Origin of the sequence: Knoellia terrae (assembly GCF_048606435.1) — a bacterium.
In the GTDB taxonomy this organism is placed as follows: Bacteria; Actinomycetota; Actinomycetes; order Actinomycetales; family Dermatophilaceae; genus Knoellia; species Knoellia terrae.
The window spans coordinates 1-24,144 of record NZ_JBMBWH010000018.1 but is presented as its reverse complement, the minus strand read 5'-3'; the positions used below and the strand labels follow the sequence as shown (position 1 = coordinate 24,144).

The window sequence follows — 24,144 nt, the reverse complement described above, 5'->3', positions numbered from 1 at the left end:
CTCGGCCCCTCCTGCTGTTGGCGTCCCCTCCATGCCACAACACTACGGACGACCACTGACAGTCCACCTCGCCGAGCTCACCCCGCGCGAGCTGGAGGTGCTGCGGGCGGTCGCCCGTGGGCTGTCGATCGCGGAGGTGCCTGACCCCTCCCGGGGCAGTGGTCAGAGGCGGTCCTTGCGGACGTCGTCGATGACCTCGACGGTCTCCTCGACGATGGTCTCGGTCGTCGTGTGGCCCCGCCTGGCGCGGATGACCTCGACGACCATCGGCAGCACCGACGCCGCGACGATGAGCAGGATCGCGGCCTCGAGGTTGTCGTGGATGAGCTGGATGCCGCCGAGGAAGTAGCCGAGCAGGGTGACACCCGTCGCCCACAGCACCGCGCCCACGCCGCTCCACACGAAGAAGCGGGAGCGGTCCATGCGGCTCACGCCGGCGACGACGGTGATGAAGGTGCGCACGATGGGCACGAAGCGGCCGAGGACGAGGGCCTTGTTGCCGTGCTTCTCGAAGAACTCGTGCGTCTGGTCGAAGTACTTGCGCTTGATGAAGCGCCCGTCGCGCTCGTAGAGGGGGGCGCCGATGAAGCGGCCGATCTCGTAGCCGACGACGTTGCCGAGGAAGGCCGCGATGCTGAGGACGAGGCACGCCACGGCGATGTTGATGTCGAGGTCGCCGCGGTTGATGAACAGGCCGATGGCGAAGAGCAGCGAGTCACCCGGGAGGATCGGGAAGAGCAGACCGCACTCGATGAAGACGATGGCGGTGCTCACCCAGAAGAACTGGGAGCCGAAGCGGTCGAGGAGCCACTGGGGGTCCATCCAGTCGGGTCCGAGCGAGGGCATCATCACGCAGGCAAGGGTATGCCGTCCGGCCGGGTGCCGTCCGGACACCCCCCGGTGCGTTGCGACGGGCCGGCCGGGGTAGCACAGTGGGACGACCCACGAAGGAGGACGGCATGCCCGCGAAGAAGGACGGCACGGAGACACCCGGTCCCAGCGTCAAGGACCCCGAGCTCTACGAGAAGCTGCGCGACGACGGCGCCAGCAAGGAGAAGGCCGCCCGCATCTCGAACGCAGCTGCTGCCAGCTCCCGCAAGGAGATGGGGGAGAAGGGCGGCGCAGCCGAGAGCTATGAGGACCGCACGGTCGAGGAGCTGCACCAGCGGGCCAGGGAGCTGGGCATCGAGGGCCACTCGTCGATGAAGAAGGCCGAGCTCGTCGACGCCCTGCGCAACCACTGAGGCCGGTGGCTCGGCGGCCCGGGTGTCAGGAGGGCTTGGGGGCGCCCGGTCGGGCGTACCGCATCCACGTGATGGCGATGCACATGAGCGCCCAGGCGATGCCGATGGCGTAGAACGTCGCCGGCGACATCATGGTCAGGCCCACGCCGAAGAGGAACGGGCCGAACGCGGCGATCGCCGCCGTCCAGCCGATGACCCCACCGGCCTGGCGCCGCTCGAAGATCATCGGCATCTGCTTGAAGGTCGAGGCGTTGCCGATGCCGCTGAAGAGGAAGATCGCGAGCATCCCCCAGAGGAAGGTGCTGAAGTCACCGCGCAGGGCCTCGGCCGAGGAGGTGTCGGGCACCAGCGCGGTCATCGTCCAGGCGATGGAGGCGACCAGTCCGATTCCCGAGACGAGCGTCCACCTCGCCCCTCCCATGCGGTCCGTCAGCGGGCTGAAGACCACCCGCGCCGCGGCGCCGACGAGGGGGCCGAGGAAGACGTACTTCACGGGGTCGGGCACCGAGTAGCCCTCGATGAGCAGCTGGGCACTCGCCCCGGCTCCCTGCACGATCTCGGTGTTGCCGGCGCCGTAGAGGTTCTTCATGAGGAGGCCGAACTGGGCCGACAGGCCCGAGAAGGTGCCGAACGTCATGATGTAGATGAGCGTCATCCACCACGTGTCCTGGCTCTTGAAGATGTCGAACTGCTGGCGGACGTTGGAGATGATCGGGACCGACCTCAGCATCGTCCACGCGAGGGCGGCACCGATGAGGATGAAGGGGATGTAGACGAAGGACGCGTTCTGGTACCAGACCTCCGAGGCCTCCTTGCCCGGGAGTCCCTGCATCGACTGCGAGGCCCCGAGGAAGCCGATCATGCTGAAGCCGATGATCCACGGCGTGAGCAGCTGGACGAGGGAGACGCCGAAGTTGCCGATGCCGGCCTGGAGGCCGAGCGCCGTGCCCTGCAGGCGCTTCGGGAAGAAGTAGGAGGTGCTGGGCATGAAGCCCGAGAACGCGCCGCCACCGATGCCGGACAGGAACGACAGGGCGAGCAGCTCCCAGTAGGGCGTGGTCGGGTCCTGGATGCGGACCGCCCAGCCGAGCACCGGGAAGATGAGCAGCAGCGTCGTGAGGGTGACGAGCCTGCGGGTGCCGAGGATGGGCGGCATGACCATCCAGCCGAGCCGCATCAGGCCGCCGGCGAGCCCGGGCAGCGACGTCAGCCAGTAGAGCTGGCTCTGGGTGAGGTCGAACCCGAGGTTGGTGAGCTTCGGCGCGATGGCGCTGGCGAGGAACCACGAGGCGAAGCAGAGGGTCAGGGTGAACGTCGTGATCGAGAGGGTCGTCCAGGCGAGCCGCTTGTCCCAGGTCTCCTCGTTCTCGGGGTCCCAGGCGTCGAGCCACTCACCGCCGGTGCGCTTCGCGGTCGTGCTGCTCATGCTCGTGCCTCCTGGGGGATCTGCCGGGGTCCGGCGAGGGTGCCGACGGGCGAGGTGCCGGTCGGGTCAACGGGGGTCTCGAGCTCCGTGGCGAGCTCGGGGGAGTTGGTGTGGAGCATGTGGACGACCGTCCAGTGCATCCAGAGGCTGCAGGCGGCGGTGAGGAGGAAGAGGACGAAGAAGGTGCTCGAGGGGAGCCCGGTCCACTTCTGGCCGTAGGCGAAGAGCGGCGGCAGGAAGAAGCCACCGAGCCCACCGAGCATGCCGACGAGCCCACCGACGGCGCCGACGTCCTGAGGAAAGTACTCGGGGATGTGCTTGAAGACCGCGGCCTTGCCGACGCCCATCGCGCAGCCGAGCAGGAAGACGGCGATGGCGAAGGGCCAGAGACCGATCTCGTACGGGAGGATGTCCTTGGGGCCGGTCCGGGTCTGGAGGACGATGTAGCCGCCGGGCATCGAGAGGAAGAGCGACGTCGCCATCATCACGCCGAACGTCCAGTACATCGCCCGCCGGGCACCCCACCGGTCGGAGAACCATCCGCCGACCGGGCGCAGCAGCGACGCCGGGAAGATGAACGTCGCCGTGAGCAGCGCGGCTGCGCTCAGGCTGACGTCGAAGTTGTCGACGTAGTACTTCGGCAGCCACGCGGCCAGGGCGACATAGGCGCCGAACACGGCGACGTAGTAGAGGCTGAAGCGCCACACCCGCAGCTCGCGCAGGGGCCGCAGCTGCGCGCGCAGCGGACGGCCGCGGCCGGGCATGCGGTCCTGCGCCGGTGTGACGACGAGGACGAGGGCGGCGAGGACGAGGAGCAGCACGGCGTAGATGGCCGGGACCACCCGCCAGCCGCCCTCCACGACGCCGAAGAACGTCGCACCGGCGGTGCCGGTGATGAGCGCCGGGCCGATGAACTTGGTGACCGAGGCGCCGACGTTGCCGGCCCCGAAGACACCGAGCGCGAAGCCCTGCCGGCCGCGCGGCGTCCACGCGGAGTTCCAGGAGATCCCGGCGCTGAACGAGTTGCCGGCGAAGCCGACGAGGAACGCGAGGACGAGGAGCATCCCGTAGCTCTCGGCTCGCGAGACGAGGTATGCCGGCACGGCCGTGAACGCGAGCATCGCCGCGAAGACCTTGCGGCCACCGATCCGGTCGGTGACCATCCCGGCGGGCAGGCGCCAGAGCGAGCCGTTGAGGACGGCGACGGCGCTCAGCCACGAGAGCTGCACGTCGGTGAGCCCGAACTCCTTGCGGATCGGGATGCCCAGGATGCCGAACATCAGCCACACGGCGAACATCACCGTGAAGGCGGTCGTCGACATCGTCAGCACTCGCCGGGCGGCGCGCTCGTCTCCGGCGACCCCTGCAGGTCGGTGCTCCGACACGGTCGGTCTCCTTCTCACGTCTGGGACGGTGCCATCGACCGTCCGCACAGCGACGCTAACGAGGTCCGCGAGCACCGATCAGGGCCTTTGGTCCCGCCCTGCGGCAGCCGAGGTCATCGGGACGTTGGTCCTTGGTTCCCGCGACACGGGAGCGGTTGGCTGGCACTCTTGGGGTTTTCGATCCCGGGGTTTCCGACGACGAGGAGCAGCTGTGACCACGACCGAGCCGGACCCCACCCGACCCGGGTTCGACGGCCCACTCGCCGACGCCCTCGTGGGCACCCGCAGGTTCTTCACCCGCGGCGAGGTCTCGGACGACAAGCGGACGCTCAGCCTCGAGGGCGGCCGCAGCGGTGACTCGTTCTACCGGGACCGGTGGAGCCACGACAAGGTCGTGCGCTCGACCCACGGCGTCAACTGCACCGGCTCCTGCTCGTGGAAGGTCTACGTCAAGGACGGCATCATCACGTGGGAGGCGCAGCAGACCGACTACCCGTCGGCCGGCGCCGACCGCCCCGACTACGAGCCCCGTGGCTGTCCGCGCGGCGCGGCCTTCTCCTGGTACACCTACTCGCCGACCCGGATCCGCTACCCCTACGTGCGTGCGGTCCTGCTCGAGCTCTTCCGCAAGGCCAAGAAGGCGCACGGCGGTGACCCGGTGCTCGCCTGGGGCTCGATCGTCGAGGACCCCGAGCAGGCGGCGCGCTACAAGAAGGCACGCGGCAAGGGTGGGCTCGTGCGCTCGTCGTGGGACGAGGTCGTCGAGATCGTCGCGGCGGCGCACGTCTGGACGACCAAGGTCCACGGGCCCGACCGGATCGCCGGCTTCTCGCCGATCCCCGCGATGTCGCCCGTCTCCTACGCCTCCGGCGCCCGCTTCCTCGAGCTCGTCGGCGCCCCGATGCTCTCGTTCTACGACTGGTACGCCGACCTGCCCAACGCCTCACCGCAGATGTTCGGTGACCAGACCGACGTGCCGGAGTCCGGGGACTGGTGGGACGCGGCATACCTCATCATGTGGGGCTCCAACGTCCCGCTCACCCGGACGCCGGACGCCCACTGGATGACCGAGGCGCGCTACCGCGGCCAGAAGGTCATCGCGGTGGCGCCGGACTACGCGGAGAACGTCAAGTTCGCCGACGAGTGGGTGACCCTCGGGCCCGGCACCGACGGCGCGCTCGCGATGGCGATGGGGCACGTCATCCTCAAGGAGTTCTTCGTCGACCAGCAGGTGCCGTTCTTCACCGACTACAACAAGCAGTACACCGACCTCGCCAACCTCGTCAGCCTCGTGCCCGGCGACGACGGCGTCCTCCGTCCGGGCAAGTACCTCGTCGCCGGCGACGTCGAGGGCGGACCGAAGTCGGACTCCGAGAACGCCATGTGGAAGCCGGCCGTCTTCGACGCGCGCACCGGGGACCTCGCCGTGCTCGGCGGCTCGATCGGTGACCGCTACGGCGACGAGGGGGTGGGCAAGTGGAACCTCGTGCTCGGTGACGTCGACCCGCTGCTCACCCTGCACGGCACCCACGACGAGGCGGTCGAGGTCTCGCTGCCGCGCTTCGACGCCGCCGACGGCAAGGTCGCCCACGAGCCGCGTGGCGTGCCGGTGCGACGGGTCGGGGACCGCCTCGTCACCACGGTGCTCGACCTGCTGCTCGCCCAGTACGGCGTGCAGCGCGAGGGCCTGCCGGGCGCGTGGCCGACCGGCTACGACGACCCCTCGGTGCCGGCGACTCCGGCGTGGCAGGAGGAGCTCACCGGCGTCCCCGCGGCGCAGGTCGAGCGGCTGGCCCGCGAGTGGGCGCAGAACGCGATCGACACCGACGGCCGCGGCATGATCCTGCTCGGCGCCGGGACCAACCACTGGTTCCACAGCGACCAGATCTACCGGGCGATCCTGCTGCTCACGACGATCACCGGCTGCCAGGGCCGCAACGGCGGCGGCTGGGCCCACTACGTCGGGCAGGAGAAGATCCGCCCGATCATGGGCTTCCAGCACATGGCCTTCGCCCTCGACTGGCAGCGGCCGCCGAGGCACATGAACCAGACGGCGTACTGGTACGTCCACACCTCCCAGTACCGCTACGACACCTTCTCGGCCGACGACCTCGACGCCGGCACCGGGATCTTCGCGGGCAAGAGCGTCATGGACCTGCTCTCGCAGTCGGTGCGGCTGGGCTGGTCGCCGAGCTACCCGACGTTCGACCGCAGCTCGCTCGACCTCGCCGACGACGCGGCCGCCGCGGGGATGGAGGCGCCCGCCTACGTCGCGCAGGAGCTCAAGGAGGGCCGGCTGCGGTTCGCGGTCGAGGACCCGGAGTCCGGCATGAACCACCCGCGGATCCTCTCGCTCTGGCGGTCCAACCTCCTCGGCAGCTCGGCCAAGGGCAACGAGTACTTCCTGCGCCACCTGCTCGGCACGGACAGCGCGGCCACGGCCGTCGAGGCCGGTCCTGACCAGCGGCCGGCGAGCGTCGAGTGGGCGGAGCGCCCCCTCGACGGCAAGCTCGACCTGCTCCTCACCATCGACTTCCGGATGACGAGCTCGACGATCTTCTCGGACGTCGTGCTCCCGGCGGCCACCTGGTACGAGAAGCACGACCTCAACACCACCGACATGCACCCGTTCATCCACTCGTTCAACCCGGCGATCAACCCGCCGTGGCAGACGAAGTCGGACTGGGAGGCGTGGAAGGCCATCGCGAAGAGGTTCAGCGAGCTCGCCGTCGACCACCTCGGGACCCGCAGGGACGTCATCGCCAAGCCCCTGTGGCACGACACCCCCGAGGCCATGGCGAGCGTCCACGGCGAGGTCAGGGACTGGCGCGCCGGTGAGTGCGAGCCGGTGCCGGGCAAGACGATGCCCGTCATCGCCGTCGCCGAGCGCGACTACACGCAGGTCTACGACAAGATGACGACGATCGGCCCGCTCCTCGAGAAGGCCGGCATGCTCACCAAGGGCGTCGCCTACGACGTCAAGCGAGAGGTCGAGATCCTCCGCCAGCGCAACGGCGTCCGTCGTGGCGGGGCCGGCGACGGCCAGCCCAAGGTGGAGACCGACGTCCAGATGGCCGACGCGATGCTGCACCTCGCCGGCGTCTCCAACGGGCACCTCGCCACCCAGGGCTTCCGGTTCCTCGAGAAGCGCACCGGCACCCAGCTCGCCGACCTCTCCGCCGAGCACGAGGGCAAGCAGATCACCTTCGCCGACACCCAGGTCGCACCCGTCCCGGTCATCACCAGCCCGGAGTGGTCCGGGTCGGAGTCCGGGGGCCGCCGCTACAGCCCGTTCACGATCAACATCGAGCGGCACAAGCCCTTCCACACCCTGACCGGGCGCCAGCAGTTCTACGTCGACCACGACTGGTTCCTCGGCATGGGTGAGGCACTGCCGGTCTACCGGCCACCGCTCAACATGTCGCGGCTGTTCGGGGAGGCGCCGATCGGCGAGCAGAACGAGCTGGGCGTCTCGGTCCGCTACCTCACCCCGCACAACAAGTGGTCGATCCACTCCGAGTACCAGGACAACCTCTTCATGCTCTCCCTCTCGCGGGGCGGGCAGTCGGTGTGGATGTCCGATGTCGACGCCGCCAAGGTCGGGGTCAAGGACAACGACTGGATCGAGATGGTCAACCGCAACGGTGTCGTCGCGGCCCGGGCCATCGTCAGCCACCGGATGCCGGAGGGCACGGTCTACATGCACCACGCGCAGGACCGCCTCATCGACGTGCCGCTCACCGAGCGGGACGGCAAGCGGGGCGGCATCCACAACAGCCTCACCCGGATCCTGCTCAAGCCGAACCACATCGTCGGCGGCTACGCGCAGCTGTCCTACTTCTTCAACTACATCGGGCCGATCGGCAACAACCGCGACGAGGTCACGATGATCCGCAAGCGCACCGCGAAGGTGGAGTACTGACATGCGTGTGATGGCCCAGATGGCGATGGTCATGAACCTCGACAAGTGCATCGGCTGCCACACCTGCTCGGTGACCTGCAAGCAGGCGTGGACCAACCGCTCCGGCATGGAGTACGTCTGGTTCAACAACGTCGAGACGCGCCCCGGCCTCGGCTACCCCCGCGGCTACCAGGACCAGGGGAAGTGGAAGGGCGGCTGGACCCGGACCAACGGCGGACGGCTCACTCTGCGCGCCGGCGGACGCCTCACCAAGCTGCTCAACATCTTCTCCAACCCCAAGATGCCGGCGATGAGCGACTACTACGAGCCGTGGACCTACGACTACGAGACCCTGCTCAAGGCCCCGGCGCAGAAGAACTTCCCCGTCGCCCGCCCGCACTCGCTCATCTCGGGCAAGCCGATCAACATCGAGTGGTCGGCCAACTGGGACGACGACCTCGGCGGCAGCATGGAGCACGCCGTCAAGGACCCGATGCTCAAGGGCATCGAGGACAAGGTGACGTTCGAGTTCGAGCAGACCTTCATGTTCTACCTGCCGCGCATCTGCGAGCACTGCCTCAACCCCTCCTGCGCCGCGTCGTGCCCGAGCGGCGCGATCTACAAGCGTGAGGAGGACGGCATCGTCCTCGTCGACCAGGACAAGTGCCGCGGCTGGCGCATGTGCGTGACGGGGTGCCCCTACAAGAAGGTCTACTTCAACCACAAGACCGGCAAGGCCGAGAAGTGCACCTTCTGCTACCCGCGCATCGAGGTCGGCATCCCGACGGTCTGCGCCGAGACGTGCGTCGGCCGGCTGCGCTACATCGGGCTCATGCTCTACGACGCCGACAAGGTGCTCGAGGCGGCGTCCGTCGAGGACGACCACGACCTCTACGAGTCCCAGCGCTCGGTCTTCCTCGACCCCTTCGACCCCGAGGTCATGCGGGAGGCCGAGAAGGCCGGCATCCCCGGGGACTGGGTCGTCGCGGCCCAGAAGTCGCCGGTGTACGCGCTGATCAACACCTACAAGGTGGCGCTGCCGCTGCACCCGGAGTACCGCACGATGCCGATGGTCTGGTACATCCCGCCGCTGTCCCCGGTCGTCGACGTCATCAAGGAGACCGGCTATGACGCCGAGGACGCAAACAACCTCTTCGGCGCCATCGACGCGCTGCGGATCCCGGTCGAGTACCTCGCGAACCTGTTCACGGCCGGTGACACGGCACCCGTGGACCTGGTGCTGCGCAAGCTCGCGGCGATGAGGTCCTACATGCGCGACATCAACCTCGGCCGCGACCCGCAGGAGCACATCCCCGCCGCCGTCGGCATGACGGAGGAGGAGATGTACGACATGTTCCGGTTGCTCGCCATCGCCAAGTACGAGGACCGCTACGTCATCCCCACCGCCCACGTCGAGGAGGCTCACGGGCTCGAGGAGCTGGCCACCGACTGCCCCGTCACGAGCTACGACGACGAGCTGATGGAGCTGTCGGGCCCGTTCGGCGAGGGGTCCGGTCGTGGCTCGGCCACGCCGGTCGCCGTCGAGAACTTCCGCATGCTCCAGGAGCGCCAGACCTCCGAGGGCCTCGTCGGCGGGGGCAGCTCCGCCGGCCGGGTCAACCTGCTCAACTGGGACGGCAAGGGCGTGCCGTCGGGGATGTTCCCCAGGGAGACGGCGGACCGCGACCCGGAGTCGGGAACCGACGACGGCGTCGGGGCCGGGACCGGCGACGAGGTGCGGCGATGATGCCCTGGCGGCGTCACCGTCGCACACCCTCGCGGCTCTCTCCGCAGCACCAGGCGAGCACGTGGCAGATGGTCTCGCTGCTGCTCGACTACCCGGACGAGACCCTGCTCGAGCGGGTGCCCCTGCTCACCGAGGTCGTCGCCGGGCTCCCGGACGACGTCCGTATGCCGTTGCGCCGCTTCCTGGCCCACCTCGTCTCCACCGACCTGGGCGAGCTCCAGCGCGACTACGTCGACACCTTCGACGTGACCCGCCGGTGCTGCCTGCACCTGACCTACTTCCTCCACGGTGACACCCGCAACCGCGGCGCGGCGCTCGTGCGGATCAAGCAGGACTACCGCCGGCACGGGGTGGAGTTCACCGACGAGGACGCCGAGCTGCCCGACCACCTCTCCGTCGTCCTGGAGTTCGGTGCCACCGTCGACGCGGACACGACGTGGAAGGTGCTCAACGACCACCGGGTCGGCATCGAGCTGCTCCGGGTGGCCCTGGTCGAGCGCGACTCGCCGTGGCTCGACGTCGTCGAGGCGCTCCGGGCGACGCTGCCGGTCCTGGCCGGTGACGACCACGAGGCCCTGGCCCGGCTCATCGAGCAGGGACCACCGGCCGAGCTCGTCGGGCTCAGCACGGAGATGAACGCGCCCTACGCCCTGCCCTCCGGCTCCGACGAGCACGGCCACCACGAACCCAGCGGTCCCACCCCCGTCACGATCGGAGGCCCACGTTGAGCACCGTGCTGTGGGTGATCTTCCCCTACATCTGCCTGGCCGTCTTCGTCGTCGGGCACGTCTGGCGCTACCGCTACGACAAGTTCGGCTGGACCACGCGCAGCTCCCAGCTCTACGAGAGCAAGCTCCTGCGCATCGGCAGCCCGCTCTTCCACTTCGGGATGCTCGGCGTCGTGCTCGGCCACGTCATGGGCCTGCTCGTGCCGCAGAGCTGGACCGATGCGCTCGGTCTGAGCCACGAGGCGTACCACGTGCTCGCGCTCGCGGGCGGCATACCGGCCGGCATCGCGACCGTCGTCGGGCTGGCGATCCTCGTCTACCGCCGCCGCACCGTCGGTCCGGTGTTCTCGGCAACGACCGTCAACGACAAGGTGATGTATGCCGTGCTCGGCACGGTCATCGTGCTGGGCATGTGGAACACCATCGCCGGCAGCCTGTTCACCATCGGCGGCGAGTACAACTACCGCGACGGGGTCTCGCCGTGGTTCCGGCAGATCTTCTGGTTCCAGCCGGATGCGAGCCTCATGGCGAGCGCGCCCATCGGGTTCCAGCTGCACGGCTTCCTCGCGTTCCTCCTCATCGGCATGTGGCCGTTCACCCGGCTCGTGCACGTCTTCTCGGCCCCGCTGGGCTACTTCACCCGGCCCTACATCGTCTACCGCAGCCGCGACGAGCGCCCGGGACGGGGGACCGGCAGCCGGGCCCAGAAGCGAGGATGGGAGAAGGTGCAGTGAGCCACGGCGGGACCCACCACGAGGCCGGTTCGGGCGATGCCGTGGGCTCGCAGGAGCCGGTGGTCGACCTCGTCGCCGAGGGTGGACGGCTCGTCGAGCAGGCGCGCGCCAGCGGCCGCGCCCAGGCCGTCCGCCTCGCCTTCGGCCAGCCGGGGCAGCGGGCCCTCCTGCTCGGCCTGCCTGCCGGCGGTGGGCTCCCCGACCACGACGCGCCCGGTCCCGCCTCGCTCGTCTGCCTCGCGGGCGAGGTGGTGCTGAGCAGCGGTGGCCGGTCCTGGACCCTCCCCGCCGGCTCGGGCCACGTCATCCCGCAGGCACGCCACGACGTCCGCGCCGAGGTGGACAGCGTCTGCCTGCTCACCGTCTCGATCGCGTGAGTGACGAGCGCGACCGCACCGGCGACGACGAGGTCGGTGTCGGGCCCTGGGTGGGGCCCTGGCCCGACGACCCCCGGTTCGACCCCGACCTGCTGCGCGACGGGGACCGCCGCAACGTCGTCGACGGCTACCGCTACTGGCGGCACGACGTGATCGTCGCCGACCTCGACTCCCGGCGTCACGACTTCCACGTCGCCATCGAGAACTGGGAGCACGACTTCAACATCGGCTCCGTCGTGCGGACCGCCAACGCCATGGGAGCGGCGGCGTTCCACATCGTCGGCCGACGTCGCTGGAACCGCCGTGGGGCCATGGTCACCGACCGCTACCAGCACGAGCACCACCACCCGACCCCCGGTGACCTCGCGAGCTGGGCCCGGCAGAACGGCATACGCCTCATCGGGGTCGACAACCTGCCGGGCAGCCGCGCGCTCGAGACCTTCGACCTGCCACGGCACGCGATGCTCGTCTTCGGACAGGAGGGCCCGGGGCTGTCGGAGGCGATGCGCGCCGAGTGCGAGGCGACCCTGCACATCGAGCAGTTCGGCTCCACCCGCTCGATCAACGCCGGCGCCGCAGCCGCGATCGCGATGCACGCGTGGGTCCGGCGGCACGTCTTCGAGCAGGTGGTGGCGCCGCCGTCCACGTCGGGGCGAGACTTCCCTGCATGAGCGTTCCCACGCCGGAGCAGCGCAAGGCGGGCATCGCCGGCGTCTTCGACCGCGCTGCCGAGACCTACGACCAGGTCGGCGTCGACTTCTTCGGCCCGGTCGCCCAGGCCCTCGTGGCGCGGACCGCGCCACGGCCGGGGGAGCAGGTGCTCGACGTCGGCTGCGGTCGGGGAGCGAGTGCCCTGCGCGCCGCGCGTGCCGTGGGACGCGACGGTGAGGTCCGCGCCATCGACCTCGCACCGCGCATGGTCGAGGGACTGAGGCAGCTCGCGACGGACGTGCCGTGGCTGCACGCCGAGGTGGGCGACGCCGAGCAGCCGCCGCCGGGACCGTGGGACGTCATCCAGGCAAGCCTCGTCCTGTTCTTCCTGCCGGACCTCAGCAGCGCCCTCGACCGCTACCGCGCGGAGCTCAGTTCGCGCGGCCGTCTGGGCCTCTCGTGGTTCGGGGCGGTCGACGCGTCATGGGAGCAGCTCTACGACCTTCTCGTGGACTCGCTGCCCGAGGACAGCCGGCCGCCCACGAACGTGGCGGGTCAGGGGCCGTTCGGGTCCGTCGAGGCGCTCGAGTCCCTCCTCCGGGAGTGCGGCTTCCGTGACGTGGCGACCACGCAGACCCGGGTGCACACCACCTTCGCCGACCCGTCCCAGTGGTGGGACTGGACCTGGTCGCAGGGGCATCGCACCTTGCTCGAGCAGCACCGCGGCCACGGCACCCTCGACGCGGTGGTCGCGCAGGTGCAGCCGCTGCTCGAGGCCCGCCACCGGGAGGGTCGCCTCTCGCGGTGGACCGACATCAGGGTGACGGTCGCGCGTCCCTGAGCGCGGGTCCACTACGCTGGTCCCCCCTGAGCCCACGAGAGGCGCCTTCGTCATGCCCCTGCCCGAAGAGCTGACGAAGGAGAGGGAGCACCTCGCGAACGCCCGGGCCGAGCTGGCCCGGATGCGCGAGCGCACGCTCGCGCTCGAGGTGCAGGGCGGCAACGCCGTCTCCAGCGAGGCGCTGGCCGAATCGCTGTGGCGTCGTGCCCGGTCCCTCGAGGACGACCCCACGACGGCGCTCTTCTTCGGCAGGGTCGATCTCGAGACCGACGAGCGCTGGTACATCGGCCGACGGCACGTCACCGACGACGCCGGTGACCCGCTGGTCATCGACTGGCGGGCGCCCGTCTCCACGACCTTCTACCGGGCATCCCACGCCGACCCGCTGGGGGTCCGGCTGCGACGCCGCTTCGGCTACGACCACGGCCGCATCACGGCGATGGAGGACGAGCACCTGCTCGACGCCGGCGAGCCGGACGCCCGCTCGCAGATCCTGGCGAGCGAGATCGAGCGTCCCCGGGTCGGGCCCATGCGTGACATCGTCGCGACGATCCAGCCGGAGCAGGACGCGCTGGTGCGCGTCGACGTCACGACGACGGTGTGCATCCAGGGTGCCCCCGGCACCGGCAAGACGGCCGTCGGGCTGCACCGGGCCGCGTGGCTGCTCTATGCGTACCGCGAGCGTCTCACTCGCACAGGCGTCCTCGTCATCGGGCCGAACCAGGCGTTCCTCGAGCACATCGGCGCGGTCCTCCCGACACTCGGTGAGGTTGAGGTCCGGCACACGAGCATCGAGGCGCTCACCGCGTCTGTTCCGGTCCGTGCCACCGAACCCACCGAGGTGGCCCGGCTCAAGGGCGACGCACGGATGGCCGAGGTGCTGCACCGAGCGGTCTGGTCGCACCTCGTCCCGCCCTCCGAGGCGATGGTCGTGCCGCGCGGGTCACGGAGGTGGCGGGTCGCGGCATACGACATCGCCCCGCTCGTGGACGGTCTGGCGGGACGCGACATCCGCTACGAGACCGCGCGGCAGCTGCTGCCGCAGCGGCTCGCCCACGCGGTGCTCGTGAAGATGGAGTCACTGGGGGAGTACCCCGACGACCGTGTCCAGGACGCCGTCGCGCGCAGTGCACCGGTCAAGGCCTACGCCGCGTCGCTGTGGCCCAAGGTCGACGCCCGGGCGCTGCTGCACCGGCTGCTCTCCGACCCCGGGGCACTCGCCGACGCAGCCGACGGAGTGCTCACCGACGAGGAGCAGCGGCTGCTCGTCTGGGAGAAGCCTTCTCGCACAGCGGGATCGGCCAGGTGGACCCATGCCGACACGGTCCTCCTCGACGAGCTCGGCGACCTCCTGAGCCGCACCCCGAGCCTTGGTCACGTCGTGCTCGACGAGGCGCAGGACCTGTCACCGATGCAGCTGCGCGCCGTCGGCCGTCGCTGCACCACCGGTGCGGCCACGGTGCTCGGCGACATCGCGCAGGGGACGACGCCGTGGTCGACCGGCTCCTGGGCGGAGAGCCTGCGACACCTCGGCAAGCCCGAGGGTGTCGTGTCCGAGCTGCGCCGCGGCTTCCGGGTGCCGGCCACCGTCATCGACTTCGCAGCCCGGCTGCTGCCGCTCGCCGCGCCGGGACTGGCCGCGCCGCTGTCGGTGCGCGACAACCCCGGCTGGCTCGACGTCGTCCGGGCCGCGCCGTCCGACCTCGTCGCCGTGACCGCGGGCAGGGTCGGCCGGCTGCGCGCGCTCGAGGGGAGCATCGGCGTCATCGTCCCCGACGCCCGCGTCCACGAGGTCTCGGCGGCCCTCAGCGCCGACGGCATCGAGCACGGCACCCTCGGCGCCACCCACGGGGACGTCGAGCACCAGGTCGACGTCGTCCCGGCCACCGTCGCGAAGGGACTCGAGTTCGACCACGTCCTCGTCCTCGAGCCCGCCGCGATCGCGGCTGCCGAGCCGGACGAGCGCACGGGGCTGCGCCGCCTCTACGTCGTCCTGACCCGCGCCGTCTCCGACCTCACGGTCGTCCACGCACAGGCGCTGCCGCACCCACTGGCGGCCGGGGGCTGACGGTCAGCAGGCCCACGGCAGCCACGGTGAGCAGCGGCCACCACCAGCGCACGCCCGTGGTGGCGACGATCCCCTGGGCGGCCATGAGGCCGAGCCCGCCGCAGGCGACGCCGGTGACGACGACCGGCAGCCAGGCCGGTGGAGCCGCGGAGTCGTCGGCCCGGAGCGTCTCGAAGCGGCCGAGGAGGCCGATGAGGCCGGCGGTGACGAGGGCCAGGACGGCCCACCAGAGGGGACGGGTCGCCCACCACGCGGGGGCCATCGGCTCGACGCCGAGGCCCGGGCCACCGAGCAGCACCGAGATCCCGATGACGAGGACCATCGCGGTGAGGTGCCACAGGTAGAGCGTCATGATCCGGGTGTTGACGAGCACCGTTGCCGTCCAGGCGCCCGGGCGCTGGAGCCAGCGCGCGAGCAGCGGTTCGCACGCGAGCACGACCCCTCCCTGGAGCATGCCGAGGAAGAGCATCGTCACCCGTGTCGGGAAGGAGTTGTTCAGGGCGGCGCCGTCGAGACCGATCATCGACACCGGGTACGGCCCCGCCCCGACGAGGGCGAGGAGCCCGACCGCGCCCAGTGCCGCGAGGAGGAGCTTGTGGCCGGTCCCGGCCAGCCGACCGTCGAGCCAGGCGTAGCCGAGCATCGAGACCGTGGCCCAGACGACGAGGTAGTTGGCGAACCCGACGAGCAGCGAGCCGGTGCCGATGGACACCAGGTCGACGAGGCATCCGAGGACGACACCACCGACGGCGCCGGCCCAGCCGGCGCGCTCCCAGAGCCACAGCGTGGCCGGGGCGACCGCGCACACGACGACGTAGGCCGCGAGGAACCAGGTCGGGACCAGCGCGACCTGGGAGGCCGTGCGCAGCGTCCCGGCGGGCACGCCGGCCGCCCAGGCGGTGGTGGTGGCCACCAGCCAGACGACGAGCAACGGGACGACCGGGACGAGGAGGCGACGCAGACGGGCACGCAGCCACGCGGCATACGGGAGGTCGCGGCGGCGGGCCGAGCGCCACGAGAGGCCGTTCGCGTAGCCGCCGACGAGGAAGAAGACCGGCATGACCTGGAAGACCCAGGTGAGCGGGTGGGTCCACGGGGCGAGGGCCAGGAGGTGCCCGACCTCCAGGTCGCCGTTGCGGACCTGCACGGCCGCCATGAGCCAGTGGCCGAGGACGACGACGACGATGGCGCCGGCCCGCAGGAGGTCGACGACCCGGTTGCGCTGGGCCGGGGTGGAGACGGCGAGCTCGCGCACGGTGGAGAGGTCCATGGGAGCAGCGTGGCGGCTCGCGACGGCTTCGCGCCTGAGTACGTCCACCCACCACCACGGGCGCGTGCCGGTCGCTGGACTCCCTGTCGCCGGCGCACCCCTGCGTGGAAGGATCGACGGCGAACCGGATCGCCGCTGACAAGGAGACCTCATGCCCATCGCCACGCCCGAGATCTATGCCGACATGCTCGACCGGGCCAAGAACGGCTCGTTCGCCTACCCGGCCATCAACATCACGTCGAGCCAGACGATCACCGCCGCCATCCGCGGCTTCGCCGAGGCCGGCAGCGACGGCATCATCCAGGTCTCCACGGGCGGCGGCGAGTACGCGTCCGGCTCGACGATCAAGGACATGGTCGCCGGCTCCCTCGCGCTGGCGGCCTACGCCGAGCAGGTCGCCAAGAACTACCCGGTCAACATCGCCCTCCACACCGACCACTGCCCCGAGAACAAGCTCGACGGCTTCGTGCGCCCGCTCCTCGCCGCGAGCACCGAGCGGGTCAAGGCCGGCGGGCTGCCGATCTTCCAGAGCCACATGTGGGACGGCTCGGCCGTGCCGCTCGAGGAGAACCTCAGGATCGCCGACGAGCTCCTGGCCCTGTGCAGGGCGGCGAACGTCATCCTCGAGATCGAGGTCGGCGTCGTCGGTGGCGAGGAGGACGGCGTGGACAACGAGATCAACGACCAGCTCTACACGACCCCCGAGGACGCCATCGCCACCGTCAAGGCGCTCGGCTCGGGCGAGGAGGGCCGCTACCTCACCGCGCTCACCTTCGGCAACGTCCACGGCGTCTACAAGCCGGGCAACGTCACGCTGCGCCCCGAGATCCTCAAGTCCGCCCAGGAGGCTGCGGCCGGTGAGCTGGGCCTCGGCCCGGACGCCCGTCCGTTCGACCTCGTCTTCCACGGTGGGTCCGGCTCGACCGCCGAGGAGATCGCCGCGGCGGTGGACTACGGCGTGGTCAAGATGAACGTCGACACCGACACCCAGTACGCCTTCAGCCGCCCCGTGGCCGAGTGGATGCTGCGCAACTTCGACGGCGTCCTCAAGATCGACGGGGAGGTCGGCAACAAGAAGCAGTACGACCCCCGCGCCTGGGGCAAGGAGGCCGAGGCCGGCATGGCCCGCCGCGTCGTCGAGGCCTGCGAGAACCTTCGCTCCGCCGGCACCCACCAGGCCTGAGGCGCTGTGAGCGAGAACCTGCTCGGCATCCCCGAGACCCGACTCCCCGTCGACCCTGCGGCGCGGCTGCTCGACGACGGCGTGGCGCCCGACCAGGTCGCCGCGGGCCACCCGACGTCGTCGCTGGCCTGGGCCACCCTCGCCGAGGACGCCCTCGCCGACGGACGCACGGTCGAGGGCTATGCCTACGCCCGCACCGGCTACCACCGCGCCCTCGACTCGCTGCGCCGCAACGGCTGGCGTGGCCAGGGTCCGGTCCCGTGGGAGCACGAGCCCAACCGCGGCTTCCTGCGCTCGCTGGCGGTGCTCTCGCGAGCGGCCGGGCTGATCGGCGAGAGCGACGAGGAGCGGCGCTGCGCCGACTTCCTGCGCGACTCCTCCACCACCGGGGCGCGCGAGCTCGGTCTCTGAGGCTCCTCGCCCCGAAGGATGTCGAGAGGGGCCCGGACCAGTGGTCCGGGCCCCTCTCCGCCCCTGCCAGGGAGCCGCGCCGTGGCGCGACGCGTCCGCTGTGTCCCCTGCCACCTCGGATGCGCGCTTTCATTCTGCCCCGAGCTCCGGGATTTCTGCGACACTTAGATGCCAATGGCATGAACTTGCCATCGTGAACCCCCCGCAGGAGCCTGTCATGCCTCCGACCTCAGCAGACGCCACGGCACCCACCCGGCTGCTCGGTGAGTACTTCGACCGCGAGGGCGCCCGGATCGAGGAGAGGCTGCGCGACCTGGCCCAGGCGAGGGACCTCCTGGCCCGGGTCCATGCCAGCAGCCCCGCGAGCCCCACGCCCGGCGTCGAGCCGATCAGCGACGAGATGGCGCCGACCGTCGTGCAGCGCCTCATCCACGAGTCGAGCGGACTCCTGCGCAACGTCGTCATGGTCGTCGACGCCGGCCCGGCCATGGACGACGCGACGATGCGGGACAACCAGGAGTGGGTGGCCAACGGCAACGTGCAGCGGACCATCTACCCGGCGGCCGCCCTCGACACCCCCCAGGGGCTGCAGTGGCTACGCTCGTGGGCCACCGTCGGGGAGGAGCAGCGTCTGCTGCCCGACGTCGGCTCGGAGTATGCCGTGTTCGGGGACGTCGGGGCCGTGGCCCTCGCGCGCTGGGGCGAGATCGAGTCCGGCTACGTGCTCATCCGGGACCCGCTCCTCATCTCGACCCTCGCGGCCTACTTCGACCTCGCGTGGGAGCACGCGCACACGGTGCCGTTCGCCGCCAGCCACGCCGGCGACGAGCGGCTCGTCGAGCTGCTCGGCATGGGCCTCAAGGACGAGGCCATCGCCCGCTTCCTCGGCCTGGGCCTGCGCACGGTGCGCCGTCGCATCGCGGCCCTCATGGCGATCCACGGCGTCGACACCCGCTTCCAGCTCGGCGCCGCCCTGGCGTCGGTGCGCTCCCGCCCGACGGCGCCGACGGCAGGAACGGCAGGCCGCACCCGATAGGCTGCTGGCGATCCGGGGGCCCGCCGCGTCACCACGCGCCGGGCTCCTCGCATGTCACGCACGCGCGGGGCTCCCCTCGTGCAGGGAAGGTGGACCAGATGCCGGCAATCGTGCTCGTCGGGGCCCAGTGGGGCGACGAAGGCAAGGGCAAGGCGACCGACCTCATGGGCGAGGACGTGGACTACGTCGTGAAGTTCAACGGCGGCAACAACGCCGGCCACACGGTGGTCATCGAGGGCGCGGACGGGCAGCGCGAGAAGTACGCGCTGCACCTGCTGCCCAGCGGCATCCTCACGCCGAGCGTCACGCCGATCATCGGCAACGGCGTCGTGGTCGACCTCGAGGTGCTCTTCGAGGAGCTCGACGGGCTCAACGCGCGCGGGGTCGACACGAGCAAGCTGCTCGTCAGCGCCAACGCCCATGTCATCGCCCCCTACAACCGCACCCTCGACAAGGTCACCGAGCGCTTCCTCGGCGCCCGCAAGATCGGCACGACCGGCCGCGGCATCGGCCCGACCTACGCCGACAAGATGAACCGCGTCGGCATCCGCATCCAGGACATCTTCGACGAGGGCATCCTGCGCCAGAAGGTCGAGGCGGCGCTCGCCCTCAAGAACCAGGTGCTCGTCAAGATCTACAACACGCGGGCCGCCGAGGCCGACCGGGTCGTCGAGGAGCTGCTCTCGTATGCCGACCGGTTGCGTCCCATGGTCGCCGACACCGCGCTCGTGCTCGAGCAGGCCCTCAACGCCGGCCAGAACGTCCTCCTCGAGGCGGGCCAGGCGACCCTGCTCGACGTCGACCACGGCACCTACCCGTTCGTCACGTCCTCGTCGGCGACCGCCGGTGGCGCGTGCACCGGCTCCGGGATCCCGCCGACCCGCGTCTCGCGCGTCATCGCGATCCTCAAGGCCTACACGACCCGCGTCGGGGAGGGCCCGTTCCCCACGGAGCTGGACGACGACAACGGGGAGTTCCTGCGCAAGACCGGCGCCGAGTACGGCACGACCACCGGCCGCCCGCGCCGCTGCGGCTGGCTCGACGTCGTCATCGGCCGCTACGCCACCCGCATCAACGGCGTGACCGACTTCGTCATCACCAAGCTCGACGTCCTCACCGGGCTCGACACCGTCCCCATCTGCGTCGCCTATGACGTCGACGGCGTGCGCCACGACGAGATGCCGGTGGGGCAGAGCGACTTCCACCACGCCAAGCCCATCTACGAGGAGCTCCCCGGCTGGTGGGAGGACATCTCCGAGTGCCGCACGTTCGAGGACCTGCCGGCCAACGCCCAGGCCTACGTGCTGCGCGTCGAGGAGCTCATCGGTGCACGGGTCTCGGCCATCGGTGTGGGCCCCGGCCGCCACGAGATCATCGAGCGGCACGCCCTGCTGGACTGACCGGCATACCTCCCGCCGTCCCGACTTTCCCGCCTGAAGTGGGTTCTTTTGACTTCGCCTGACTGAGGACGTCAAGCGAGGTGAGAGAAAGCCACTTCGGGCGGCGGGTCCCACGCTCTGCGTGGCCAGGTCTCAGCTCGGGCGCAGGACGGTCATGCGGTGCGCGGCGCGGGTGAGCACGACGTAGAGGACGCGCACCCCACCCGGTGACTCGTCGACGATCGCGTCCGGGTCGAGCACGACCGTCGCGTCCCACTCCAGGCCCTTGGTGGAGAGCGGGTCGATCACCTGCACCCGCCCGTCACCGGTGCCGTCGAGGTGCGCGAGCCGGTCGGCCCAGCGCCGCGGGGTGATGACGGCGATCGACCCCTCGACCTCGCCGAGCAGCTCCTCGACGGCACGCTCGACCGCCGACGTGGGCGTCGCGTCGACGGCACGGTCGACCGGGTCGACCCCGGTCTCTCGCACGGCGTCGGGGATGTCGGCGTCGGGGACGAGCGGCAGGATGACGTCGCGCGCGTAGTCGAAGATCTCGCGGGCGTTGCGGTAGTTGGTGTCCATGTGGAAGCCACGCACCTCGTGCGAGCCGTAGGCCTCGACCTGGGCGGCCCGGGCCTCGTCGCGGTCGCTCCACGACGCCTGGGCGGCGTCGCCGACGACCGTCCACGAGGCGTTGCGGCCACGGCGGGCGAGCATCCGCCACTGCATGGGCGAGAGGTCCTGTGCCTCGTCGACGAGCACGTGGGCGCTGCCCGAGGCACGCTCGACCCGGCCGTGGAGCAGCCGCTCTCGAGCGTCCACGGGCGTGACCTCGCTCTGGGTCCGCGTGGGCGCCACGCGGCGCTCCACCCCGGCCCGCACGTCCTGCACGCCGTAGGACGAGAGGTCGTCGTACTCGTCGATGTCGTAGAACCCGCGCTCCTCCGCCTCCGGCTCCTGCACCGGGCCCAGCTTGCCGGCGAGGTCGTCGATGAGGGCGATGTCCGACACCGACCAGCTGCCGAGCTCGAGCGCATCACGCATCGAGTGCGCCAGGGCAGCCGCCTCCTCGTGGTCGAGGACCCCGCGCGAGAGGGCGTAGACGTGGTCGGTGTCGGCCAGCTCGAGGAGCACCTCGCGCGGGTCGACCTGGCGCCACCACGCCTGCAGAAAGTCGTCGACGTCGCGCGAGGAGTCGAACGCGTCGAAGAACTCGTCGCGCTCGCCCTGGCGCACCGACGTCCACGCCGCCTGCGCCAGCTGCTCGCGGGCCTGGGCGGTCGCGAGGTTGTGCTGGGCCGAGCGCAGCACCTGGCGCCGGATGCGGTGCAGGACGGACTCGTCCAGCCGCACCGCATGGCCGTTGATGAAGGCGCGCAGCTGCGACGGCGCGCCTGCCGGCGGACGCGAGGCGGCCCGGGACAGCAGGCGCCGAATGCGCAGCGAGCCCTTGACCGCCGCGACCTCCGGCTGGTCGAGACGGGTGGCGGTGACGCCGTCGACGAGGTCACCCAGGGCGCGCAGGGCGACGCTGTCCTCGCCGAGCGAGGGCAGGACCCGCTCGATGTATGCCGTGTACGCGGCCGACGGTCCGACGACGAGGATGCCGCCGGACTCGAAGCGGCGCCGCTCGGAGTAGAGGAGGTAGGCCGCCCGGTGCAGGGCGACGACCGTCTTGCCGGTGCCGGGACCGCCGGTGATCTCGGTGACCCCGCGGGAGGGGGCACGGATGGCCTCGTCCTGGTGGCGCTGGATGGTGGCGACGATGTCGCGCATCTGGCGGCCGCGCGTCCGGGTCAGCGCGGCGATGAGGGCGCCGTCGCCGACCACGACGATGTCGTCCGGGGCCTCCGGCACCATGAGGTCGTCCTCGACGCCGATGACCGTGGCGCCCTTGCACCGCAGCACCCGGCGGCGGATCACCCCCATGGGGTCGACCGGGGTGGCCCGGTAGAAGGCGGCGGCCGCGGGAGCCCGCCAGTCGATGACGAGCGGCTCGTAGTCGTCGTCGCGGACCCCGAGGCGGCCGATGTGCCGGATGTCGCGCTCCGCCGCGGGCGTCTGCGTGCCACCGAGGTCGAGGCGTCCGAAGACGAGCCCCTCGTACTGCTTCTCGATCGCCGAACGTCGCTTCGCGGCGGCATAGACGAGGGCGTCGCGTTCGAAGAGCCCGGTCAGCTCCTCGTCCCGGACCTCCCCGCTGCGGCTCGAGCGCCCGCGGGCGATGCCGTCCCGCTCCACCTCGGAGGCGCGTGCGGAGGCCTTCTCGAGCTCGTGGTAGACGCGGTCCACGTGGGCCTGCTCGCCGGCGATCTCGCGTGCGACATCTGCCGACGTGTCGGTGGCGCCGGGGCGCGTCGTCGTCACGTTCGGGGCCCTCCCTGAAAAGACGTGCTGGACGTGGCGCGCGGAGCGCGCACGGAAAGGAGGAGTCTACGCGGCGGCTCAGAGGAACTCGCGCCGGACGGCGATCACGCCGGCCTGGAACCGCGTCGTGGCGCCGAGCTCGACCATGACCGCGCGCACCCGTCGCTCGACGGTGCGCTGCGAGATGCCGAGCTGCCGCGCGATCGTCAGGTCGCTGGCGCCGGCCGCCAACAGGGCGATGACCTGCCCGTCCCGCTCGTGGAGGCGGGCGAGGGCGCCACCCCTCGGCGTCCGGGGCAGGGGGGTGCTGGCCGCGAAGAGGCCCATGCACATGTCCATCAGGGCGCCCGCGAGGTGACGCTGCTGGACGTAGAGCGAGCCCCCACCGGTCGGATCGAGGTGGGTCACGTCGATGACGGCCGTCGTACGGTCGACCGCGAGCACCGAGAACGCGAGGTGCGGTGTGAGCCGGACCTCGATGCCGTCGGCCCGCATGGTCGCGAGGGCCGCGAAGGCCCCCTCGACCTCGAGGATCGACTGCTCGAAGACGAGCAGGCGCTCGAGGTTGGGGCTCGTCGTGGTGGGTCGGGCCGCGAGAATCGACTCCGCATGACGGATCACGACCCTGTCCATCCGCTCGCTGCGCGCGACGAGACGCACGATGCGACTCTCGGCGCGACGGGCCGCCCGGAAGAAGGCGGCCTCGACGTCGTCGACCTCCGCCAGCAGCGCGATGTCACGGGTGGCGGTCGACGCTCCCTCGCCGGCGCGTGCCTCGTGGTACATGTGCGTCAGCCCCTCGACGGCGGACCTCGTCGTGCGGGCCTGCCGTTCGAGGTCGGCGGCATAGGCCGGGAGGGTCGTGTCGGGCGGGAAGACCTCGATGACCTCGCGTCGCGAGGCATTGACCATCCCGCGGACCTCCAGGCTGGTCAGCGCCGCCGCGACCTCCTGCTCGGTGAACCCCTCCTTGAGCAGGGCGCTCCGGCGGGGTGACGCGTGGCGCAGGAGCAGGAGGTAGACCCGGGTCGTCAGCTCGTCACCCGCGAGCAGGGGAGCGGTCTCGGTCACGCCGCCAGACTATGGCGGGTTCGCGACATTGTCAGGAACCCGCCGCCATTCGGTTTGAATGCAGGGATGACCACGTGTCATGGTGGGACACGTCGACCTCGTCGACGTTCACGCAGAGCGCCGGTTTCCCCCAACCGTGAGCCGCGTGGACGGGGCGCGGCGCTCCCGGGGGTACCCCCCTGCTCCCCGGGCGTGCCGCGCCCTTCCCTTCTTTCTGGCGTATGCCGTCTCCGGACCGCCGTGGGAGGCGCGCGTCGATCGCCCTAGGTGTTCTGACCACGGACGTTAGGTACGGCGGGTCGGCTGGACGATGACGAAGACCTCC

Annotated in this window: 19 protein-coding genes; 13 read left to right on the top strand and 6 right to left on the bottom strand. The window is 70.8% G+C overall.

Translation table 11 applies throughout. From position 1 onward, the window contains the following. Positions 1–162: 162 nt before the first annotated feature. The gene (locus ACOJV9_RS16580; RefSeq protein ID WP_420186344.1) at positions 163–846 is read right to left on the bottom strand and encodes a DedA family protein; all 684 of its coding nucleotides are present in this window, start codon (positions 844–846) and stop codon (positions 163–165) included. A 113-nt stretch (positions 847–959) separates the two neighbouring features. On the opposite strand from ACOJV9_RS16580, the gene ACOJV9_RS16575 reads away from it, so the two are divergent. Then, the gene (locus tag ACOJV9_RS16575) at positions 960–1,244 is read left to right on the top strand and encodes a DUF7218 family protein (protein WP_420186343.1); all 285 of its coding nucleotides are present in this window, start codon (positions 960–962) and stop codon (positions 1,242–1,244) included. A 25-nt stretch (positions 1,245–1,269) separates the two neighbouring features. Here the strand turns inward: ACOJV9_RS16575 and ACOJV9_RS16570 are convergent, their stop codons facing one another. Both ACOJV9_RS16570 and ACOJV9_RS16565 read right to left on the bottom strand, forming a co-directional pair. Then, positions 1,270–2,670, bottom strand: a complete 1,401-nt coding sequence (locus ACOJV9_RS16570; RefSeq protein WP_420186342.1) for an MFS transporter — start codon at positions 2,668–2,670, stop codon at positions 1,270–1,272. Next, positions 2,667–4,055 carry an MFS transporter gene (locus ACOJV9_RS16565; RefSeq protein WP_420186341.1) on the bottom strand — a complete coding sequence of 463 codons (1,389 nt, stop codon included), beginning with the start codon at positions 4,053–4,055 and terminating at the stop codon, positions 2,667–2,669. Before ACOJV9_RS16565 ends, ACOJV9_RS16570 begins: the two co-directional genes overlap by 4 nt. Positions 4,056–4,266: 211 nt before the next feature. Here ACOJV9_RS16565 and ACOJV9_RS16560 point away from each other — a divergent pair, with 211 nt between their 5' ends. From ACOJV9_RS16560 to ACOJV9_RS16525, 8 genes are read left to right on the top strand one after another with little or no spacing between them, the layout of a single operon-like run. Next, on the top strand, positions 4,267–7,977 hold the full coding sequence (locus ACOJV9_RS16560; protein ID WP_420186340.1) for a nitrate reductase subunit alpha: 3,711 nt from the start codon (positions 4,267–4,269) through the stop codon (positions 7,975–7,977). Position 7,978: 1 nt separating this feature from the next. Continuing rightward, positions 7,979–9,703 (top strand): nitrate reductase subunit beta, encoded by a 1,725-nt coding sequence (gene narH, locus ACOJV9_RS16555; RefSeq protein WP_420186339.1) that lies wholly within the window; start codon positions 7,979–7,981, stop codon positions 9,701–9,703. Continuing rightward, entirely contained in the window at positions 9,700–10,431 is a 732-nt protein-coding gene (gene narJ, locus ACOJV9_RS16550; RefSeq protein ID WP_420186338.1) for a nitrate reductase molybdenum cofactor assembly chaperone, read from the top strand. The genes narH and narJ overlap by 4 nt, the downstream gene beginning before the upstream one ends. Then, entirely contained in the window at positions 10,428–11,165 is a 738-nt protein-coding gene (narI, locus tag ACOJV9_RS16545; RefSeq protein ID WP_420186337.1) for a respiratory nitrate reductase subunit gamma, read from the top strand. The genes narJ and narI overlap by 4 nt, the downstream gene beginning before the upstream one ends. Next, a complete protein-coding gene (locus ACOJV9_RS16540; protein ID WP_420186336.1) occupies positions 11,147–11,542 on the top strand; it encodes a cupin domain-containing protein in 396 nt (131 codons plus the stop codon). Before narI ends, ACOJV9_RS16540 begins: the two co-directional genes overlap by 19 nt. Further along, complete coding sequence (locus ACOJV9_RS16535) at positions 11,539–12,213, top strand: TrmH family RNA methyltransferase (protein WP_420186335.1); 675 nt, start codon at positions 11,539–11,541, stop codon at positions 12,211–12,213. Before ACOJV9_RS16540 ends, ACOJV9_RS16535 begins: the two co-directional genes overlap by 4 nt. Continuing rightward, positions 12,210–13,034: a class I SAM-dependent methyltransferase gene (locus ACOJV9_RS16530; RefSeq protein ID WP_420186334.1), complete on the top strand. Its 825-nt coding sequence runs from the start codon at positions 12,210–12,212 to the stop codon at positions 13,032–13,034. Before ACOJV9_RS16535 ends, ACOJV9_RS16530 begins: the two co-directional genes overlap by 4 nt. Before the next feature lie 52 nt (positions 13,035–13,086). Further along, positions 13,087–15,102, top strand: coding sequence for a HelD family protein (locus tag ACOJV9_RS16525; protein ID WP_420186333.1), 2,016 nt, complete (start codon positions 13,087–13,089; stop codon positions 15,100–15,102). Here ACOJV9_RS16525 and ACOJV9_RS16520 read toward each other — a convergent pair. Beyond that, a complete protein-coding gene (locus tag ACOJV9_RS16520; RefSeq protein WP_420186332.1) occupies positions 15,050–16,372 on the bottom strand; it encodes an acyltransferase family protein in 1,323 nt (440 codons plus the stop codon). The genes ACOJV9_RS16525 and ACOJV9_RS16520 overlap by 53 nt on opposite strands. A gap of 151 nt (positions 16,373–16,523) precedes the next feature. On the opposite strand from ACOJV9_RS16520, the gene fbaA reads away from it, so the two are divergent. The 4 genes from fbaA to ACOJV9_RS16500 all read left to right on the top strand — a co-directional run bounded on the left by fbaA (position 16,524) and on the right by ACOJV9_RS16500 (position 20,402). Beyond that, a complete protein-coding gene (gene fbaA, locus ACOJV9_RS16515; protein ID WP_420186331.1) occupies positions 16,524–17,555 on the top strand; it encodes a class II fructose-bisphosphate aldolase in 1,032 nt (343 codons plus the stop codon). Positions 17,556–17,561: 6 nt separating this feature from the next. After that, a complete protein-coding gene (locus tag ACOJV9_RS16510) occupies positions 17,562–17,966 on the top strand; it encodes a DUF3151 domain-containing protein (RefSeq protein WP_420186330.1) in 405 nt (134 codons plus the stop codon). Positions 17,967–18,183: 217 nt separating this feature from the next. Next, complete coding sequence (locus ACOJV9_RS16505) at positions 18,184–19,002, top strand: hypothetical protein (protein WP_420186329.1); 819 nt, start codon at positions 18,184–18,186, stop codon at positions 19,000–19,002. 98 nt (positions 19,003–19,100) lie between these two features. Beyond that, positions 19,101–20,402 carry an adenylosuccinate synthase gene (locus ACOJV9_RS16500; protein WP_420186328.1) on the top strand — a complete coding sequence of 434 codons (1,302 nt, stop codon included), beginning with the start codon at positions 19,101–19,103 and terminating at the stop codon, positions 20,400–20,402. Between the two features lie 132 nt (positions 20,403–20,534). Here ACOJV9_RS16500 and ACOJV9_RS16495 read toward each other — a convergent pair whose 3' ends face one another. Further along, positions 20,535–22,748 carry a HelD family protein gene (locus tag ACOJV9_RS16495; RefSeq protein ID WP_420186327.1) on the bottom strand — a complete coding sequence of 738 codons (2,214 nt, stop codon included), beginning with the start codon at positions 22,746–22,748 and terminating at the stop codon, positions 20,535–20,537. Positions 22,749–22,826: 78 nt separating this feature from the next. Continuing rightward, a complete protein-coding gene (locus tag ACOJV9_RS16490) occupies positions 22,827–23,819 on the bottom strand; it encodes a helix-turn-helix transcriptional regulator (protein ID WP_420186326.1) in 993 nt (330 codons plus the stop codon). Positions 23,820–24,144 lie beyond the last annotated feature (325 nt).

Excerpts from the sequence above, each read along its gene's own strand:
- ACOJV9_RS16520 (WP_420186332.1), bottom strand. The coding sequence starts at position 16,372 with ATGGACCTCTCCACCGTGCGCGAGCTCGCCGTCTCCACCCCGGCCCAG.
- ACOJV9_RS16505 (WP_420186329.1), top strand. The coding sequence starts at position 18,184 with ATGCCTCCGACCTCAGCAGACGCCACGGCACCCACCCGGCTGCTCGGT.
- narJ (WP_420186338.1), top strand. The coding sequence starts at position 9,700 with ATGATGCCCTGGCGGCGTCACCGTCGCACACCCTCGCGGCTCTCTCCG.
- ACOJV9_RS16530 (WP_420186334.1), top strand. The coding sequence starts at position 12,210 with ATGAGCGTTCCCACGCCGGAGCAGCGCAAGGCGGGCATCGCCGGCGTC.
- fbaA (WP_420186331.1), top strand. The coding sequence starts at position 16,524 with ATGCCCATCGCCACGCCCGAGATCTATGCCGACATGCTCGACCGGGCC.
- ACOJV9_RS16500 (WP_420186328.1), top strand. The coding sequence starts at position 19,101 with ATGCCGGCAATCGTGCTCGTCGGGGCCCAGTGGGGCGACGAAGGCAAG.
- ACOJV9_RS16540 (WP_420186336.1), top strand. The coding sequence starts at position 11,147 with ATGGGAGAAGGTGCAGTGAGCCACGGCGGGACCCACCACGAGGCCGGT.
- ACOJV9_RS16525 (WP_420186333.1), top strand. The coding sequence starts at position 13,087 with ATGCCCCTGCCCGAAGAGCTGACGAAGGAGAGGGAGCACCTCGCGAAC.
- ACOJV9_RS16580 (WP_420186344.1), bottom strand. The coding sequence starts at position 846 with ATGCCCTCGCTCGGACCCGACTGGATGGACCCCCAGTGGCTCCTCGAC.
- ACOJV9_RS16575 (WP_420186343.1), top strand. The coding sequence starts at position 960 with ATGCCCGCGAAGAAGGACGGCACGGAGACACCCGGTCCCAGCGTCAAG.
- ACOJV9_RS16570 (WP_420186342.1), bottom strand. The coding sequence starts at position 2,670 with ATGAGCAGCACGACCGCGAAGCGCACCGGCGGTGAGTGGCTCGACGCC.
- narH (WP_420186339.1), top strand. The coding sequence starts at position 7,979 with ATGCGTGTGATGGCCCAGATGGCGATGGTCATGAACCTCGACAAGTGC.